16 protein-coding genes are annotated in these 17,288 nt (G+C 66.5%); 13 read left to right on the top strand and 3 right to left on the bottom strand.

Annotated features, from left to right (window positions below; all coding sequences use genetic code 11):
- Window positions 1–95: 95 nt before the first annotated feature.
- Together tsf and rpsB are read right to left on the bottom strand one after the other, a co-directional pair.
- Complete coding sequence (gene tsf / locus A7D27_RS05870) at window positions 96–965, bottom strand: translation elongation factor Ts (RefSeq protein ID WP_069562141.1); 870 nt, start codon at window positions 963–965, stop codon at window positions 96–98.
- 127 nt (window positions 966–1,092) lie between these two features.
- Complete coding sequence (gene rpsB, locus A7D27_RS05865; RefSeq protein WP_044414387.1) at window positions 1,093–1,833, bottom strand: 30S ribosomal protein S2; 741 nt, start codon at window positions 1,831–1,833, stop codon at window positions 1,093–1,095.
- A 257-nt stretch (window positions 1,834–2,090) separates the two neighbouring features.
- Between rpsB and map the strand changes: the two genes are divergently transcribed.
- From map to A7D27_RS05820, 9 genes are all read left to right on the top strand, one after another.
- A complete protein-coding gene (gene map, locus A7D27_RS05860) occupies window positions 2,091–2,885 on the top strand; it encodes a type I methionyl aminopeptidase (RefSeq protein ID WP_256557148.1) in 795 nt (264 codons plus the stop codon).
- A 29-nt stretch (window positions 2,886–2,914) separates the two neighbouring features.
- Window positions 2,915–5,617: a [protein-PII] uridylyltransferase gene (locus A7D27_RS05855; RefSeq protein ID WP_069564360.1), complete on the top strand. Its 2,703-nt coding sequence runs from the start codon at window positions 2,915–2,917 to the stop codon at window positions 5,615–5,617.
- A gap of 30 nt (window positions 5,618–5,647) precedes the next feature.
- Entirely contained in the window at window positions 5,648–6,844 is a 1,197-nt protein-coding gene (gene dapC / locus A7D27_RS05850; protein WP_069564359.1) for a succinyldiaminopimelate transaminase, read from the top strand.
- A 160-nt stretch (window positions 6,845–7,004) separates the two neighbouring features.
- Window positions 7,005–7,391, top strand: a complete 387-nt coding sequence (locus tag A7D27_RS05845; protein ID WP_069564358.1) for a hypothetical protein — start codon at window positions 7,005–7,007, stop codon at window positions 7,389–7,391.
- A gap of 10 nt (window positions 7,392–7,401) precedes the next feature.
- Window positions 7,402–7,623, top strand: a complete 222-nt coding sequence (locus A7D27_RS05840) for a hypothetical protein (protein WP_069564357.1) — start codon at window positions 7,402–7,404, stop codon at window positions 7,621–7,623.
- A gap of 98 nt (window positions 7,624–7,721) precedes the next feature.
- On the top strand, window positions 7,722–8,069 hold the full coding sequence (locus A7D27_RS05835; protein ID WP_069562134.1) for an ArsC family reductase: 348 nt from the start codon (window positions 7,722–7,724) through the stop codon (window positions 8,067–8,069).
- Between the two features lie 85 nt (window positions 8,070–8,154).
- Window positions 8,155–9,189: a 2,3,4,5-tetrahydropyridine-2,6-dicarboxylate N-succinyltransferase gene (gene dapD, locus A7D27_RS05830; protein ID WP_069562133.1), complete on the top strand. Its 1,035-nt coding sequence runs from the start codon at window positions 8,155–8,157 to the stop codon at window positions 9,187–9,189.
- An 86-nt stretch (window positions 9,190–9,275) separates the two neighbouring features.
- Window positions 9,276–10,478: an aminotransferase class V-fold PLP-dependent enzyme gene (locus tag A7D27_RS05825; RefSeq protein ID WP_069564356.1), complete on the top strand. Its 1,203-nt coding sequence runs from the start codon at window positions 9,276–9,278 to the stop codon at window positions 10,476–10,478.
- Window positions 10,475–10,879 (top strand): SufE family protein, encoded by a 405-nt coding sequence (locus tag A7D27_RS05820; protein WP_069564355.1) that lies wholly within the window; start codon window positions 10,475–10,477, stop codon window positions 10,877–10,879. Before A7D27_RS05825 ends, A7D27_RS05820 begins: the two co-directional genes overlap by 4 nt.
- A 277-nt stretch (window positions 10,880–11,156) precedes the next feature.
- On the opposite strand, the gene tcdA is transcribed toward A7D27_RS05820, so the two are convergent.
- The gene (tcdA, locus tag A7D27_RS05815) at window positions 11,157–11,957 is read right to left on the bottom strand and encodes a tRNA cyclic N6-threonylcarbamoyladenosine(37) synthase TcdA (protein WP_069564354.1); all 801 of its coding nucleotides are present in this window, start codon (window positions 11,955–11,957) and stop codon (window positions 11,157–11,159) included.
- 148 nt (window positions 11,958–12,105) lie between these two features.
- Here tcdA and A7D27_RS05810 point away from each other — a divergent pair, with 148 nt between their 5' ends.
- The 4 genes from A7D27_RS05810 to A7D27_RS05795 all read left to right on the top strand — a co-directional run bounded on the left by A7D27_RS05810 (window position 12,106) and on the right by A7D27_RS05795 (window position 17,219).
- Entirely contained in the window at window positions 12,106–12,387 is a 282-nt protein-coding gene (locus tag A7D27_RS05810; protein WP_069564353.1) for an iron-containing alcohol dehydrogenase, read from the top strand.
- A gap of 201 nt (window positions 12,388–12,588) precedes the next feature.
- Window positions 12,589–15,183: a glycosyltransferase gene (locus A7D27_RS05805; protein WP_069562128.1), complete on the top strand. Its 2,595-nt coding sequence runs from the start codon at window positions 12,589–12,591 to the stop codon at window positions 15,181–15,183.
- 90 nt (window positions 15,184–15,273) lie between these two features.
- Window positions 15,274–16,413, top strand: a complete 1,140-nt coding sequence (dapE, locus tag A7D27_RS05800) for a succinyl-diaminopimelate desuccinylase (protein ID WP_069562127.1) — start codon at window positions 15,274–15,276, stop codon at window positions 16,411–16,413.
- Window positions 16,414–16,415: 2 nt separating this feature from the next.
- The gene (locus A7D27_RS05795; RefSeq protein WP_069564352.1) at window positions 16,416–17,219 is read left to right on the top strand and encodes a putative RNA methyltransferase; all 804 of its coding nucleotides are present in this window, start codon (window positions 16,416–16,418) and stop codon (window positions 17,217–17,219) included.
- The last annotated feature ends 69 nt before the right edge of the window (window positions 17,220–17,288 follow it).

Below are 17,288 nucleotides of genomic sequence, written 5' to 3'. Positions count from 1 at the left end.
CGCCACGGAACCTGCCCCAAATGGGTTCCCCAGTTTGACGAAGAGGCCGCGCGCGTGAGCGGGCAGCCTCTTGCGGGGCGACAGCCGAGGCCGTCTTATTGCTGGGTGGCAGCGACCTGGGCAGCTACTTCAGCAGCGAAGTCCACTTCCACCTTCTCGATGCCCTCGCCCACTTCGAAGCGAACGAAGGAAACGATTTCAGCACCGGCTTTCTTGGCCAGCTCGCCGACCTTGACTTCCGGGTCCTTGACGAACGGCTGCTCGACCAGGCTGGCCTCGGCCAGGAACTTGGAGATACGGCCTTTGACCATGTTCTCCACGATGTTCTCCGGCTTGCCGGCAATCTTGTCGGCATTCAGGGCCAGGAAGATTTCCTTTTCCTTGGCGATGGCTTCTTCGGAAACCTCGGAGGCGTTCAGGAACTGCGGGTTGCTAGCAGCGACGTGCATGGCGATGTCTTTGGCCAGCTCGACGTTGCCGCCCTTCAGGCTCACCAGAACACCGATGCGGTGGCCGTGCAGGTAGGCACCGACGATGTCACCCTCGACACGGGCCAGGCGGCGGATATTGACGTTCTCGCCGGTCTTGGCAACCAGGGCCAGGCGGGCGTCTTCACGGGAGGCGACCAGCGGAGCAGCGTCGGTCAGCTTCTCGTTGAAGGCTTGCTCGACGGAGGCGGCAACGAAAGCCTTGAAGTCGTCCTGCAGAGCCAGGAAGTCGGTCTGGGAGTTGACTTCGATGATGACGGCAGCCTTGTTGTCGTCAGCGATCTTGACCGCGATGGAGCCTTCGGCAGCGATGTTGCCGGACTTCTTGGCGGCCTTGATGGCGCCAGCGGCGCGCATGTCGTCGATGGCCTTCTCGATGTCACCACCAGCGGCGGTCAGGGCCTTCTTGCAATCCATCATGCCCAGGCCGGTGCGCTCGCGCAGTTCTTTCACCAGGGCTGCAGTAATCTCTGCCATGTCGCAATCCTCTTGAATAGGTTTTCAACCATTCAGCCCGGCAACCCGGGCAGACAATTCTGTGAGGTGGCAAAAAGGGGGCCTAGCCCCCTTCCTGCGCACCGGGTAACGCTGGAGCGCTCCGAAATCAGCCTTCGGCTGCCTCGGAAGCCGCTTCCTCGACGAACTCGTCCGGACCGCCAGCAGCGTTCTGACGACCGCGAATAACGGCGTCGGCCATGGCAGCCAGGTACAGCTGAACGGCGCGAATGGCATCGTCGTTACCGGGGATGACGTAGTCAACGCCTTCCGGGCTGCTGTTGGTATCGACAACGCCGATGACCGGAATGCCCAGCTTGTTGGCTTCGGTGATGGCGATGCGCTCGTGGTCGACGTCGATCACGAACAGAGCATCCGGCAGACCGCCCATGTCCTTGATACCACCCAGGCTGCGCTCGAGCTTCTCGAGGTCGCGAGTGCGCATCAGGGCTTCTTTCTTGGTCAGCTTGGCGAAGGTGCCGTCCTGGGCCTGGGTTTCCAGGTCGCGCAGGCGCTTGATGGACTGACGGATGGTCTTGTAGTTGGTCAGCATGCCGCCCAGCCAGCGGTGATCGACGTACGGGGAGCCGCAACGAGCAGCTTCTTCGCGGACGATCTTGCCAGCGGAACGCTTGGTGCCGACGAACAGGATCTTGTTCTTGCCTGCAGCCAGCTTCTCAACGAAGGACAGGGCCTCGTTGAACATCGGCAGGGTTTTTTCCAGGTTGATGATGTGGATCTTGTTGCGCGCGCCGAAAATGTACTTGCCCATTTTCGGGTTCCAGTAACGGGTCTGGTGGCCGAAGTGCACACCGGCCTTCAGCATGTCGCGCATGTTGACTTGGGACATCTCAATTCCTCGATAAGTCGGGTTAGGCCTCCACGTATCCCGATATCCAACCCTTGCGGGCACCCAGGAGACCGTGTCGATACGTGTGTGGGTTTGAGCCTTGCGGGCACCACTGCCCGTAAAGCGGCGCGTTTTATAGCATAAAAAGTGGCAGCAAGCTACATGGAACCGGCAAGCCGGACGGGGCACGCCGCGCCCTCGCGGCTTCTGGCTTGCCGCTCGAAGCTGATAAGATTGCCGCCTTCATACGGATACGCCTGAGAACCGCCATGACCGTCACCATCAAGACCGCCGACGAAATCGAGAAAATGCGCGTGGCAGGCCGCCTGGCCGCCGAAGTGCTGGAGATGATCGGCGAGCACGTCAAGCCCGGGGTGACCACCGAAGAGCTCGACCGCATCTGCCACGACTACATCGTCAACGTCCAGCAGGCGATTCCCGCCCCGCTGAACTACAAGGGCTTCCCCAAGTCCATCTGCACCTCCATCAACCACGTCGTCTGCCACGGCATCCCCAACGAGAAGCCGCTGAAGGATGGCGACACCCTGAACATCGACGTGACCGTCATCAAGGACGGCTACCACGGTGACACCAGCCGCATGTTCCACGTCGGCAAGGTGCCGGTCTGGGCCGAGCGCCTGTCCCAGGTGACCCAGGAATGCATGTACAAGGCCATCGAACTGGTCAAGCCGGGCTGCCGCCTGGGCGACATCGGCGAGGTGATCCAGAAGCACGCCGAGAAGAACGGTTTCTCGGTGGTCCGCGAGTTCTGCGGCCATGGCATCGGCGCCGTGTTCCACGAAGAGCCCCAGGTGCTGCACTACGGCCGTGCCGGCACCGGCATGGAGCTGAAGGAAGGTATGACCTTCACCATCGAACCGATGATCAACCAGGGCCGCCCCGAGACCAAGGTACTGGGCGACGGCTGGACCGCCATCACCAAGGACCGCAAGCTCTCCGCCCAATGGGAGCACACCATCCTGGTGACCGCCGACGGCTACGAGATCCTCACCCTGCGCAGCGACGACACCCTGCCGCGCACCGCCCCCTGATCGTTTCCTCCATATAAGGAAGGCCGTAGATGCCGCAGGTTGATCCCGAGCTTTTCGACCGCGGCCAGTTCCAGGCCGAACTGGCGCTGAAGTCCAGCCCCATCGCCGCGTTCAAGAAGGCCATCCGCCAGGCCAAGGATGTACTCGACGCCCGTTTCGCCAGCGGCCGGGACATCCGCCGCCTGGTCGAGGACCGCGCCTGGTTCGTCGACCAGATCCTGCGTGAGGCCTGGGCACGCTTCGACTGGAGCGAAGACGCCGACATCGCCTTGCTGGCGGTCGGCGGCTACGGCCGGGGCGAACTGCACCCCTACTCCGACATCGACCTGCTGATCCTGCTGGACAGCGCCGACCACGAGACCTTCCGCGAACCGATCGAAGGCTTCCTCACCCTGCTCTGGGACATCGGCCTGGAAGTCGGCCAGAGTGTGCGCTCCGTCAACGAATGCGCCGAAGAGGCCCGTGCCGACCTCACCGTCGTCACCAACCTGATGGAAAGCCGCACCATTGCCGGGCCGGAATCTCTGCGCCGGCGCATGCAGGAGGTCACCAGCTCGGAGCGGATGTGGGCCAGCAAGGACTTCTTCCTAGCAAAGCGCCAGGAGCAGAAGGCCCGCCACGCCAAGTACAACGACACCGAGTACAACCTCGAGCCCAACGTGAAGGGCTCCCCCGGCGGCCTGCGTGACATCCAGACCATCCTCTGGGTCGCCCGCCGCCAGTTCGGCAGCCTCAACCTGCACGCTCTGGCCAAGGAAGGATTCCTCGTGGAGAGCGAATGCAGCATGCTCGCCTCCAGCCAGGAGTTCCTCTGGAAGGTCCGCTACGCCCTGCACATGCTCGCCGGCCGCGCCGAAGACCGCCTGCTGTTCGACCACCAGCGCAAGCTCGCCGGCCTGCTCGGCTTTCACGGCAGCGACGCCAAGCAGGCTATCGAACACTTCATGCAGAAGTACTATCGCGTGGTCATGGCCGTCGCCGAGCTCAGCGACCTGATCAACCAGCACTTCGAAGAGGTCATCCTGCGCAGCGGCGAGAACACGGTCGCCCAGCCGCTCAACAGCCGCTTCCAACTGCGTGACGGCTACATCGAAGTGGCCCACCCCAACGTCTTCAAGCGCACCCCCTTCGCCCTGCTGGAGATCTTCGTGCTGATGGCCCAGCACCCGGAGATCAAGGGCGTGCGCGCCGATACCATCCGGCTGCTGCGTGACAGCCGCCACCTGATCGACGACGACTTCCGCAGCGACATCCGCAACACCAGCCTGTTCATCGAGCTGTGCAAGTCCCCCCAGGGCATCCACCGCAACCTGCGCCGCATGAACCGCTACGGCATCCTCGGGCGCTACCTGCCCGAGTTCGGCCACATCATCGGGCAGATGCAGCACGACCTCTTCCACATCTATACGGTCGACGCCCACACCCTCAACCTCATCAAGCACCTGCGCAAGCTCAAGTGGCCGGAGCTGGCGGAGAAGTTCCCCCTCGCCAGCAAGGTCATCGACAAGCTGCCCAAGCCCGAGCTGATCTACATCGCCGGGCTCTACCACGACATCGGCAAGGGCCGCGGCGGTGACCACTCCGAACTGGGCGCCATCGACGCCGAGGCCTTCTGCGCCCGCCACCAGCTGCCGGCCTGGGACTCGCGCCTGGTGGCCTGGCTGGTGCAGAACCACCTGGTGATGTCCACCACCGCCCAGCGCAAGGACCTCTCCGACCCGCAGGTGATCCTCGACTTCGCCCGCCTGGTGGGCGACCAGACGCACCTCGACTACCTCTACGTGCTCACCGTGGCCGACATCAACGCCACCAACCCGAGCCTGTGGAACTCCTGGCGCGCCAGCCTGCTGCGCCAGCTCTACACCGAGACCAAGCGCGCCCTGCGCCGCGGCCTGGAAAACCCGCTGGACCGCGAAGAACAGATCCGTCAGACCCAGGTCGCCGCCATCGACATCCTCGTGCGCAACGGCATCGACCAGGACGACGCCGAACAGCTCTGGGCCCAGCTCGGCGACGACTACTTCCTGCGCCACACCGCCAGCGACGTGGCCTGGCACACCGAAGCCATCCTCCAGCACCCGGACGGCAACGACCCGCTGGTGCTGATCAAGGAAACCGCCCAGCGCGAGTTCGAAGGTGCCACCCAGATCTTCATCTACGCCCCCGACCAGCACGACTTCTTCGCCGTGACCGTGGCGGCGATGAGCCAGCTCAACCTGAACATCCACGACGCGCGGATCATCACCTCCACCAGCCAGTTCACCCTCGACACCTACATCGTGCTGGACACCGCCGGCGGCTCCATCGGCAACGACCCGGCACGCATCCAGGAAATCCGCGAGGGTCTGATCGACGCCCTGAAGAACCCCGACGAGTACCCGGCCATCATCCAGCGCCGCGTCCCGCGCCAGCTCAAGCACTTCGCCTTCCCGCCGGAGGTCACCATCTCCAACGACGCCCAGCGTCCGGTGACCGTGCTGGAAGTGATCGCCCCCGACCGCCCAGGCCTGCTGGCGCGCATCGGACGCATCTTCCTCGACTTCGACCTGTCGCTGCAGAACGCCAAGATCGCCACCCTCGGCGAGCGGGTAGAGGACGTCTTCTTCATCACCGATGCCGACAACCAGCCACTGTCCGACCCCGAGCTCTGCCAGCGCCTGCAGGCGGCCATCGTCTCCCAGCTCTCCGAGGCCAGTGGCCAGAACGCCCAGCTCGGCCGCATCAGCATCTGACGCGCCCGACCGCACCACCAGGAACCACACATGAACGACGCCCTGAACCAGCTGCAGCCCTACCCCTTCGAAAAGCTCCGCGCCCTGCTCGCCGGCGCCCAGCCCCCGGCCGACCGCGCACCCATCGCCCTCTCCATCGGCGAGCCCAAGCACCGCTCGCCGGACTTCGTCGCCAAGGCCCTGGCCGACAACCTCGACCAGCTCGCCGTCTACCCCACCACCCTGGGCATCCCCGCCCTGCGCGAAGCCATTGCCGCCTGGTGCGAGCGCCGCTTCAAGGTGCCAGCCGGCTGGCTCGATGCCGCGCGCCACGTACTGCCGGTCAACGGCACCCGCGAAGCGCTGTTCGCCTTCACCCAGGCCGTGGTCAACCGCGCCGACAACGGCCTGGTGGTCAGCCCGAACCCCTTCTATCAGATCTACGAAGGCGCAGCCCTGCTGGCCGGCGCCGAACCCCACTACCTGCCCTGCGAAGCGGAAAACGGCTTCAACCCCGACTTCGACGCCGTACCGGTCGAGGTGTGGAAGCGCTGCCAGATCCTCTTCCTCTGCTCCCCGGGCAACCCCACTGGCGCGCTGGTGCCGGTGGAGCAACTGAAGAAGCTGATCGCCCTGGCCGACGAACACGACTTCGTCATCGCTGCCGACGAGTGCTACAGCGAGCTGTACTTCGACGAAGCCAACCCGCCGGCCGGCCTGCTCACCGCCTGCGCCGAGCTGGGCCGCAGCGACTTTGCCCGCTGCGTGGTGTTCCACAGCCTGTCCAAGCGCTCCAACCTGCCGGGCCTGCGCTCCGGCTTCGTCGCCGGTGACGCCGCCATCCTCAAGGCCTTCCTGCTGTACCGCACCTACCACGGTTGCGCCATGCCCGTGCAGACCCAACTGGCCAGCGTCGCCGCCTGGAACGACGAGGCCCACGTGCGCGCCAACCGCGACCTGTACCGCGAGAAGTACGACGCCGTGCTCGACATCCTCGGTGGCGTGCTCGACGTGCAGCGCCCGGATGGTGGCTTCTACCTCTGGGCCAAGACCCCGGTGGACGACACGACCTTCACCCGCGAACTCTTCGCCCGCGAGCACGTCACCGTGGTGCCCGGCTCCTACCTCTCCCGTGAAGTGAATGGCATCAACCCGGGTGCCGGCCGCGTGCGCATGGCCCTGGTCGCCCCGCTGGCCGAGTGCGCCGAAGCCGCCGAACGTATCCGCCGCTTCGTCCGCAGCCTCTGACCCGACCGCCCGGTCATCAACCGGGCCGGTGTCACAAAGCGGGACATCCGGGCTTGCCTCCAGGCGCCCGCGCCCCGACTATCCGAGCGCTCATCCAGGGACGGGTGGGCAAGCAGCCCCGGCAGACGCCGGGAGCGGCCACCATGGAACGGGAGTCAGCATGAAAGTCTTCGAAGTCACCATCACCGTCGGCGGCGCCGTCGGCCACGTCATCATCGGCGGCGGCGTCTTCAACGCCAAGGTTCGCGACACCAGCAACAACCGCACCTCGCTCTACACCATCTACATGGCCGGCATCGGCGTTGGCCTGCCCGCCTTCCGCGCCACCTCCAGCACCTTCCGTTTCACCGACGACGACAGCAAGTCATCCGACAGCTTCGAGGGCTACGGCTACATGGGCGGCGTCTCCGTGGAAGCCGGTGCCGGCGTCAAGATCGGCGGCGGCATCAAGATCCCCAACGGCCCGCTGATCCCCACCACCGTCTCCACCGACTACGGCGGCGTCGACATCAGCGTGTCCCACAACGTCACCCGCTGGGCGCTGTGAAGGAGGCTGCATGGACCTTGCACTCAGACTGATCCTCGCCGCGCTGCTCCTGGCCCTGGCGCTCTACCTGCTGCTGCGCCCGGCCCAGGCCGGCGCCGTGCTGGCGCGGTTCTACGGGCGCTACCCGCTGGTGCGCCTGGCACCGACCGAGCAGCTCGCCTCGCGCCCCGCCCTGTTGCGCCTGCTGGGACTCGCCCTGGCCGTCTTGGGCGCCGCTACGCTGCTCCTGTAGCACGCTCCCACGCGGCGTCGGGCGTGGCATAATCGCCGACCGACGCCGCGCGGCTCCTCGCCGCGCGCCCCATGGCCCACCGCGAACCGAGCTGCTCAATGACCATTACCCTCTATGGCATCAAGGCCTGCGACACCATGAAGAAAGCCCGCACCTGGCTCGACGAGCAGGGCGTGAGCTACGCCTTCCACGACTACAAGACCGCCGCCATCGACCGCGCCAGCCTGAAGAAATGGTGCGACGAACACGGCTGGGAAACCGTGCTTAACCGCGCCGGCACCACCTTCCGCAAGCTCGACGACGCGCAGAAGGCCGACCTCGACCAGGCCAAGGCCATCGACCTGATGCTGGCCCAACCCTCGATGATCAAGCGCCCGGTGCTCGACCTCGGTGACCGCACCCTGGTCGGCTTCAAGCCGGACCTCTACGCCGCCGCGCTCAAGTAACCCCGAACACCGAACGGACATCCGACCGCCAGGCACGCGACCGGCAGCGGGCGTCCGAACCACCCTTTCAGAACGAGGAATGTCCATGTCTCACGCACTCTTCAGCATCGCCTTCGGCGTTGGCACCCAGAACCGCCAGGGCAACTGGCTGGAAGTCTTCTACGCACAGCCGCTGCTCAAGCCCACCGAAGCGCTGGTCGCCGCCGTGGCCCCGCTGCTCGGCTACACCGGCGGCAACCAGGCCATCACCCTCAGCAACGCCCAGGCCGCTGACCTGGCCAGCGCCCTGAAAGAGATCGACACCACCCAGGCCGCCCTGCTGACCCGCCTGGCCGAGAGCCACAAGCCGCTGGTCGCCACCCTGCTGGCCGAAGATGCCGCGCTGACCTCCACCCCCGAGGCCTACCTCAAGCTGCACCTGCTCTCCCACCGCCTGGTCAAGCCCCACGGCCTGAACCTCACCGGCATCTTCCCGCTGCTGCCCAACGTGGCCTGGACCAGCGAAGGCGCCGTGGACCTGGCCGAACTGGCCGAGCGCCAACTGGAAGCCCGCCTGAAGGGCAACCTGCTGGAAGTCTTCTCCGTGGACAAGTTCCCGAAAATGACCGACTACGTCGTCCCCGCCGGCGTGCGCATCGCCGACAGCGCCCGCGTGCGCCTGGGCGCCTACATCGGTGAAGGCACCACCGTGATGCACGAAGGCTTCGTCAACTTCAACGCCGGCACCGAAGGCCCGGGCATGATCGAAGGCCGCGTCTCCGCAGGCGTCTTCGTCGGCAAGGGCTCCGACCTGGGCGGCGGCTGCTCCACCATGGGCACCCTCTCCGGTGGCGGCAATATCGTCATCTCCGTGGGTGAAGGCTGCCTGATCGGCGCCAACGCCGGCATCGGCATCCCGCTGGGCGACCGCAACATCGTCGAAGCCGGCCTGTACATCACCGCCGGCACCAAGGTCGCCCTGCTGGACGACCAGAACGCCCTGGTGAAAGTGGTCAAGGCCCGCGACCTGGCCGGCCAGCCCGACCTGCTGTTCCGTCGCAACTCGCAGAACGGCGCCGTCGAGTGCAAGACCAATAAAACAGCCATTGAGCTGAACGAAGCCCTCCACGCCCACAACTAAGCTGCACAGGGAAGCCGGCGTCGGATGCTCCACAGCCTCCGGCACCGGCTTTTCACTTCCCGCCGTCCGGCTTCAGGCCCATCGTCATGCTCCCATCTCCCTGGCGCTCCGACTTCCCCGCCCTCTCGGCCCTCGACGCCGAGGGCCAGACCTACCTGGACAGCGCCGCCACCTCGCAGAAGCCCCAGGCGGTGCTGGATGCGCTGCTCGGCTACTACGCCAGCGGTGCCGCCAACGTGCACCGGGCCCAGCACCTGCCGGGCGAGCGCGCCACCCGCGCCTTCGAAGGCAGCCGCACCCGCGTTGCCCAGTGGCTTAATGCCAAGCACCCTGCACAGATCGTCTTCACCCGGGGCACCACCGAAGCGCTCAACCTCCTGGCCTACGGGCTGGAGCAGCAGTTCCGGCCGGGCGAACGCATCGTCATCAGCGCCCTGGAGCACCACGCCAACCTGCTTCCCTGGCAGCAACTGGCCCGCCGACGCCAGCTCGAACTGGTGGTGCTGCCGCTGGATGCACGGGGTGACATCGACCTCGACCAGGCCCGCCAGTTGATCGACTCGCGCACCCGCCTGCTGGCCGTCAGCCAGTTGTCCAACGTGCTCGGTCGCTGGCAACCCCTCGGCGAACTGCTGGCCCTGGCCCGTGCACAGGGCGCCCTGAGCGTGGTGGATGGCGCCCAGGGAATAGTCCATGGGCGCCATGACGTACAAGCGCTGGGCTGTGACTTCTACGTGTTCTCCGGGCACAAGCTCTACGGCCCGGAAGGCATCGGCGTGCTCTACGGCCGCACCGAAGCCCTGGCCCGCCTGACCCATTGGCAGTTCGGTGGCGAGATGGTGCGCCGTGCGGGCTACCACGACGCCGACTTCCACGATGCCCCGCTGGGCTTCGAGGCCGGCACCCCGGCCATCGCCTCGGTGATCGGCCTCGGCGCTGCACTGGACTACCTCGCCAGCCTCGACGCTGCAGCGGTCAGCGCCCACGAGACGGTGCTCCACGCCAAGCTGATGGCCGGCCTCGCCGCCCGCGACGGCGTGCGCCTGGTGGGTGAGCCCCAGGTGGCGCTGGCCTGCTTCTGCGTCGACGGCGTGCACAACGCCGACCTCGCCCACCTGCTCACCGAGCAGGGCATCGCCGTGCGTGCCGGGCACCACTGCGCCATGCCGCTGTACCAGGGGCTCGGACTCAGCGGCGCGATCCGCGTGTCCCTCGGGCTCTATAACGACGGCGCTGACCTGGAGCGCTTCCTCTCAGCCCTGGACAATGCCCTGGAGCTGCTGCGATGAACCTTCCCCCCCAAGCCACCGAAGCCCTGGCTGCCTTCAGCGCCGCCGGCAGCTGGGAACAGCGCGCGCGCCTGCTGATGCAATGGGGTGAGCGCCTGGAGCCCCTGAGCGACACCGAACGCAGCGAAGCCAACCGCGTGCACGGCTGCGAAAGCCAGGTCTGGCTGGTGGAGGAGATAAAGGAAGGGCGCCGCCACTTCCGCGCCACCAGCGATGCGCGGCTGATCCGTGGCCTGCTGGCCGTGCTGCTGGCGCGGGTCGACGGACTGGCGCCGGAGGAGCTGGCCACGCTGGACCTCAGCGACTGGTTCGCCCAACTCGGCCTCTCCCGCCAGCTCTCACCGTCCCGCACCAACGGCCTCAACGCTGTGCTCGACAGGATGCGTAAGGCCGCACTGTGAAGGGTGGGTTAATGAATCCGCTCGCGCCTGTAGGAGCCAGCTCTGCTCGCGCAGCCTCCGGCCCGGTAGCCCGGGCTTCAACCCGGGAGCAGCGTGGCACGTCCCGGACTGAAGTCCGGGCTACGTCAGGCTCGCCCATGGGGCTGCGGGTGACTCCGATGATGGGCTGAAGCGGAACGCCGCCCGGCCCACCCTATGGGGAATGCCCCTGAACCGCGTGCTACCACCCAGTGGGAGAAGCGAATTCATTCGCGAAACAGCTCCCGGTGCAAACGTGCTAGCCCGCAGCCCGCTCCGACGGCCGCCGCGCACCGGCCACCAGCTTGTCCACCGTCTTCGCCGCCGCAGCCATGCCGAAGCTGGCGGTGACCATCATCACCGCGCCGAACCCGCCGGCGCAGTCCAGCCTCACACCTTCCCCGACGAAGCTCTTCTGCTGGCACACCGAGCCATCGGGCTTGGGGTAGCGCAGCTGCTCGGTGGAGAACACGCAGGGCACGCTGTAGGTACGCCCCGGTGTGCGGGAGAAGTTGTAGTCGCGGCGCAGCATGGAGCGCACCTTGGCCGCCAGCGGGTCGTTGAAGGTCTTGTTCAGGTCGGTGACCTGGATCTGCGTCGGGTCCACCTGGCCACCGGCGCCACCGGTGGTGACGATCTGGATCTTGCGCCGCTTGCACCAGGCGATCAGCGCCGCCTTGGCCGCCACGCTGTCGATGCAGTCGATCACCGCGTCCAGCTCCACAGTGATGTACTCGGCCATGGTCTCGCGGGTGACGAAGTCGGCCACCGCGTGGACCACACAGGCCGGGTTGATGGCGCGGATGCGCTCGGCCATCACCTCCACCTTGGCCTTGCCGACACTGCCGGCGATGGCATGTACCTGGCGGTTGGTGTTGGTGATGCAGACGTCGTCCAGGTCGAACAGGGAAATCTCCCCGACGCCGGATCGTGCCAGCGCCTCGGCCGCCCAGGAGCCGACGCCGCCGATGCCGACCACGGCCACATGGGCGGCCTGCAGGCGCGCGAAGCCTTCCTGGCCGTAGAGGCGGGCGATACCGCCAAATCGTTCGTCTGTCATCTCGTCACTCCGTCGCCCACCGGCGGGCGGCGCGCATTATAGGAAGGGCCCTGCTCCGCCCCAAGCCCATCCCGGCTGAATGGCAGCCCATAGATTCAGCCGGGGTAGGCCGACGCTATAGTCCCTGCACATCGACAGGGGGAGCCCGATGCGCAACTTCACCTTCTACCGCGAGAAGCTGCTGCAGCACGCCGAGCGGGTCTGGGGACTGACCGGCGACGAGGCTGCGCGCATCGACGGCGCCATCCACGCCACCCGTGGCTTCTTCGAGCGCATGGGCGTGCCCACCCACCTGGCCGACCATGGCCTTGATGCCGATGCCGTTCCCCGTGTCCTGGCCCAACTGGAACGCCATGGCATGACCACCCTTGGCGAGCGTCGCAACCTGGACCTGGCAGCCAGCGAGCGCATCCTGCTGAAGGCGCTCTGACCCCCTTCCCAGCGGCTCCATGCGCATCGTTGCGAAACTTCCGCAGCCGCCGGAGGACAAAGGGTTTGTGCAGCGAAAGGGCGGTGTGTCTAACGTTCGTACACAATCTATACAGTCGCCGGACGCCGGAGTAGCATGCGCGCCGACCAGCGTTCGCTGGCCCTATCACCCCCGTTCCACGCTTCGGAACCCGAAACTCCTATGTCATCGCGTAAATTTGGTCTCAACCTGGTGGTCTTCGTGGCGGTCGCCGCGTTGTTCACCGGACTCTGGGCGCTGTACAACCGTCCGGTCAGCGCACCCGACTGGCCCGAGCAGATCTCCGGCTACTCCTATTCGCCGTTCCGGGTGGATCAGAATCCCCAGCAGAACCAGTACCCCACTGACGAACAGATCCGCGAGGACCTGGAGCTGCTGAGCAAGCAGACCGACAACATCCGTACCTACTCGGTGGACGGCAGCCTGGCCGACATCCCGCGCATCGCCGAAGAGTTCGGCCTGCGGGTGACCCTCGGCGTGTGGATCAGCCCCGATGAAGAGCGCAACGAGCGCGAAATCACCAAGGCCATCGAAATCGCCAACACCTCCCGCAGCGTGGTTCGCGTGGTGGTGGGGAACGAAGCGTTGTTCCGCCGCGAGATCAGCCGCAAGGACCTCTCCGTCTACCTCGACCGCGTACGCGCCGCCGTGAAAGTGCCGGTGACCACCTCCGAGCAATGGCACATCTGGCTGAAGTACCCGGAACTGGCCAAGCACGTCGACCTGATCGCCGCCCACGTACTGCCCTACTGGGAGTTCATCCCCATGCGGGACTCCACCCAGTTCGTGCTGGAGCGCGCCAAGGACCTGAAGAAGACCTTCCCGAAGAAGCCGCTGCTGCTGTCCGAAGTGGGCTGGCCGAGCAACGGCCGCATGCGTGGCGGCGCCGACGCTACCCAGGCCGACCAGGCCATCTACCTGCGCACCCTGGTCAACGCCCTCAACGCACAGGGCTACAACTACTTCGTGATCGAGGCCTTCGACCAGCCGTGGAAGGCCAGTGACGAAGGCTCCGTGGGCGCTTACTGGGGCGTCTACAACCTCGAGCGACAACCCAAGTTCAACTTCGAAGGCCCGGTCATCGCCATCCCGCAATGGCGCATGCTCGCCGTCGCCTCGGTGGTCATGGCCCTGCTGGCCCTGGCCCTGACCCTGATCGACGGCAGTGCCCTGCGCCAGCGCGGTCGCACCTTCCTCACCTTCGTCGCCTTCGCCGGCGGTTCCGCCCTGGTGTGGATCGCCTACGACTACAGCCAGCAGTACAGCACCTGGTTCAGCATGACCGTCGGCGTGCTGCTGGGCATCGGCGCCCTGGGCGTGTTCATCGTGTTGCTCACCGAGGCCCATGAGCTGGCCGAGGCCGTGTGGGTACGCGCCCGTCGCCGGCCGTTCATGCCGGTGCTGGCCGACAGCGCCTACCGTCCCAAGGTCTCCATCCACGTGCCGTGCTACAACGAGCCGCCGGAGATGGTGAAGCAGACCCTCGACGCCCTGGCCAACCTCGACTATCCGGACTTCGAAGTCCTGATCATCGACAACAACACCAAGGACCCGGCCGTGTGGGAGCCGGTGCAGGCCTATTGCGAACAGCTCGGCCCGCGCTTCCGCTTCTTCCACGTGGCGCCGCTCGCCGGCTTCAAGGGTGGCGCGCTGAACTACATCCTGCCGCACACGGCCCCGGACGCCGAGGTGGTCGCGGTGATCGACTCGGACTACTGCGTCAACCGCAACTGGCTGAAGCACATGGTCCCGCACTTCGCCGACCCGTCCATCGCCGTGGTGCAGTCCCCGCAGGACTACCGCGACGGCAACGAGAACACCTTCAAGAAGCTCTGCTACGCCGAGTACAAGGGTTTCTTCCACATCGGCATGGTGACCCGCAACGACCGCAACGCGATCATCCAGCACGGCACAATGACCATGATCCGCCGCAGCGTGATGGACGAGCTGCAGTGGGCCGACTGGACCATCTGCGAGGACGCCGAACTGGGTCTGCGCGTGTTCGAGAAGGGCTACGCCGCCGCCTACGCCCACGACAGCTTCGGCAAGGGCCTGATGCCCGACACCTTCATCGACTACAAGAAGCAGCGTTTCCGCTGGGCCTACGGCGCCATCCAGATCATGAAGGGCCACGCCCGCAGCCTGTTCATGGGCAAGGACTCCGAGCTCAAGCGCGGCCAGCGCTACCACTTCATCGCCGGCTGGCTGCCGTGGATCGCAGATGGCCTGAACATCTTCTTCACCGTCGGTGCCCTGCTCTGGTCGGCCGCGATGATCATCGTGCCGCAACGGGTCGACCCGCCGTTGCTGATCTTCGCCATCCCGCCACTGACGCTGTTCTTCTTCAAGCTCGGCAAGATCGTGTTCCTCTACCAGCGCGCGGTGGGGGTCAACCTGAAGGATGCCTTCTGTGCCGCCATCGCCGGCCTGGCGCTGTCGCACACCATCGCCAAGGCGGTGCTGTACGGGTTCTTCACCAAGACCATCCCGTTTTTCCGCACGCCAAAGATGCGCACCAACCACGGCCTGCTGATGGCCCTGGCCGAAGCCCGCGAGGAAGTGTTCATCATGCTGCTGCTGTGGGGTGCCGCCATCGGCATCGCCATCGTGCAGGGCCTGCCCAGCTCCGACGTGAAGTTCTGGGTCGCCACCCTGCTGGTGCAGTCGCTGCCCTACGCCGCCGCGCTGGTCATGGCACTGCTGTCCTCGGCACCGAAACCGGTGGTGGCCGAGCAGCCCCAACCCGCCGCGGCCTGACCTCCGCGAGCGTCCTAAACGGCGGCCAATGGCCGCCGTTTATGTTTTAAGATGTCGCCCTTTTCCGCCTTGCCGCCCCGGAGCCCTTGCATGACCGCCCTCTCCCCCACCCTGGAACTCGCCTGCGACCTGATCCGCCGCCCGTCGGTCACCCCGGTCGACGAAGGCTGCCAGGAGCTGATGATGCGCCGCCTGGAAGCCGCCGGCTTCCGCATCGAACGCATGCGCATCGAAGAGGTGGAGAATTTCTGGGCGATCCGCGGCAGCGAAGGCCCGGTGCTGTGCTTCGCCGGCCACACCGATGTAGTGCCCACCGGCCCGGTGCAGGCCTGGCAACACCAGCCGTTCGAGGCCCTGGTGGACGAGCACGGCATGCTCTGCGGCCGTGGCGCCGCCGACATGAAGGGCAGCCTGGCCGCCATGGTGGTGGCGGTGGAGCGCTTCGTTGCCGAGCACCCGGAGCACAAGGGCGCCATCGCCTTCCTCATCACCAGCGACGAGGAAGGCCCGGCGCACCATGGCACCAAGGCCGTGGTGGAACGCCTGGCCGCCCGTGGCGAGCGCCTGGACTGGTGCATCGTCGGCGAGCCCTCCAGCACCACCCTGGTGGGCGACGTGGTGAAGAACGGCCGTCGTGGCTCCCTTGGCGCCACCCTCACCGTACGCGGCGTGCAGGGCCACGTGGCCTACCCGCACCTGGCGAAGAACCCGATCCACCTGGCCGCCCCGGCGCTGGCCGAACTGGCGGCGGAGCATTGGGACGACGGCAACGCCTTCTTCCCGCCCACCAGCTTCCAGGTCTCCAACCTCAACGCGGGCACCGGCGCGACCAACGTCATCCCCGGCGAGCTGAAGGCGGTGTTCAACTTCCGCTTCTCCACCGAATCCACCGTCGAAGGCCTGCAGCAGCGGGTCAACGCCATCCTCGACAAGCACGGCCTGGACTACCACGTGGAGTGGGCCCTGTCCGGCCTGCCGTTCCTCACCGAACCCGGCGAACTGCTGGACGCGGTCGCCGCCAGCATCAAGGCGGTGACCGGCCGCGAGACCACACCCTCCACCAGCGGCGGCACCTCCGATGGTCGCTTCATCGCCACCATGGGCACCCAGGTGGTCGAGCTGGGTCCGGTCAACGCCACCATCCACCAGATCAACGAGCGCGTCCTCGCCAGCGACCTGGACCTGCTGACCGACATCTACCAACAGACCCTCGTCCGCCTGCTGGCCTGATCATGCTCACCTGCCCCCTCTGCCAGGGCGCCCTGACGGCGCTCGACAACGGTGTCGTGTGCCCCGCCGGCCACCGCTTCGACCGCGCCCGCCAGGGCTACCTGAACCTGCTGCCGGTGCAGCACAAGAAGAGCCGCGACCCGGGCGACAACGCCGCCATGGTGGAAGCCCGTCGGCGCTTCCTCGATGGCGGCCACTACGCCCCCCTGGCATGCCGCCTGGCGGAACTGGCAGCCGCGCGCCAGCCAGGCCGCTGGCTCGACATCGGCTGTGGCGAGGGCTATTACACCGCCCAGCTCGCCGCAGCCCTGCCGGAAGCCGACGGCTATGCGCTGGACATTTCCCGCGAGGCGGTCAAGCGTGCCTGCCGCCGTACACCCAACCTCACCTGGCTGGTGGCGAGCATGGCCCGCGTGCCACTGGCCGATGCCAGCTGCCAGTTGCTGGCCAGCGTCTTCAGCCCGCTGGACTGGCAGGAAGCGCAGCGCTTGCTGGCCCCGGGCGGGGGCCTGCTGCGCATGGGCCCGACCCGCGGCCATCTGATGCAGCTGCGCGAGCGCATCTATGACGAGGTGCGCGACTACGACGACCAGAAGCACCTGGCATTGATTCCCACCGGCATGGCCCTGGCCCACAGCGAAACCCTGGAGTACACCCTGCACCTGGACAGCGCCGAGGCCCGTGCAGACCTACTGGCGATGACGCCCCACGGCTGGCGTGCCAGCGCCGAGCGCCGCGCTGCGGTAATCGCCGAACCGTTCGACGTGACGGTGTCCATCCGCTACGACTGGATCGTCAAGGCCTAGCCCCGGCGGGCTCGAAATAGCGCCCACTCCCCCTTAAACTTGCAGCCTCACGAGTGACCGCCCCGCGCA

The sequence above is a fragment of the Pseudomonas sp. 1D4 genome, assembly GCF_001728925.1.
Lineage (GTDB): Bacteria > Pseudomonadota > Gammaproteobacteria > Pseudomonadales > Pseudomonadaceae > Metapseudomonas > Metapseudomonas otitidis.
This window is presented reverse-complemented; position numbering and strand designations above follow the sequence as displayed.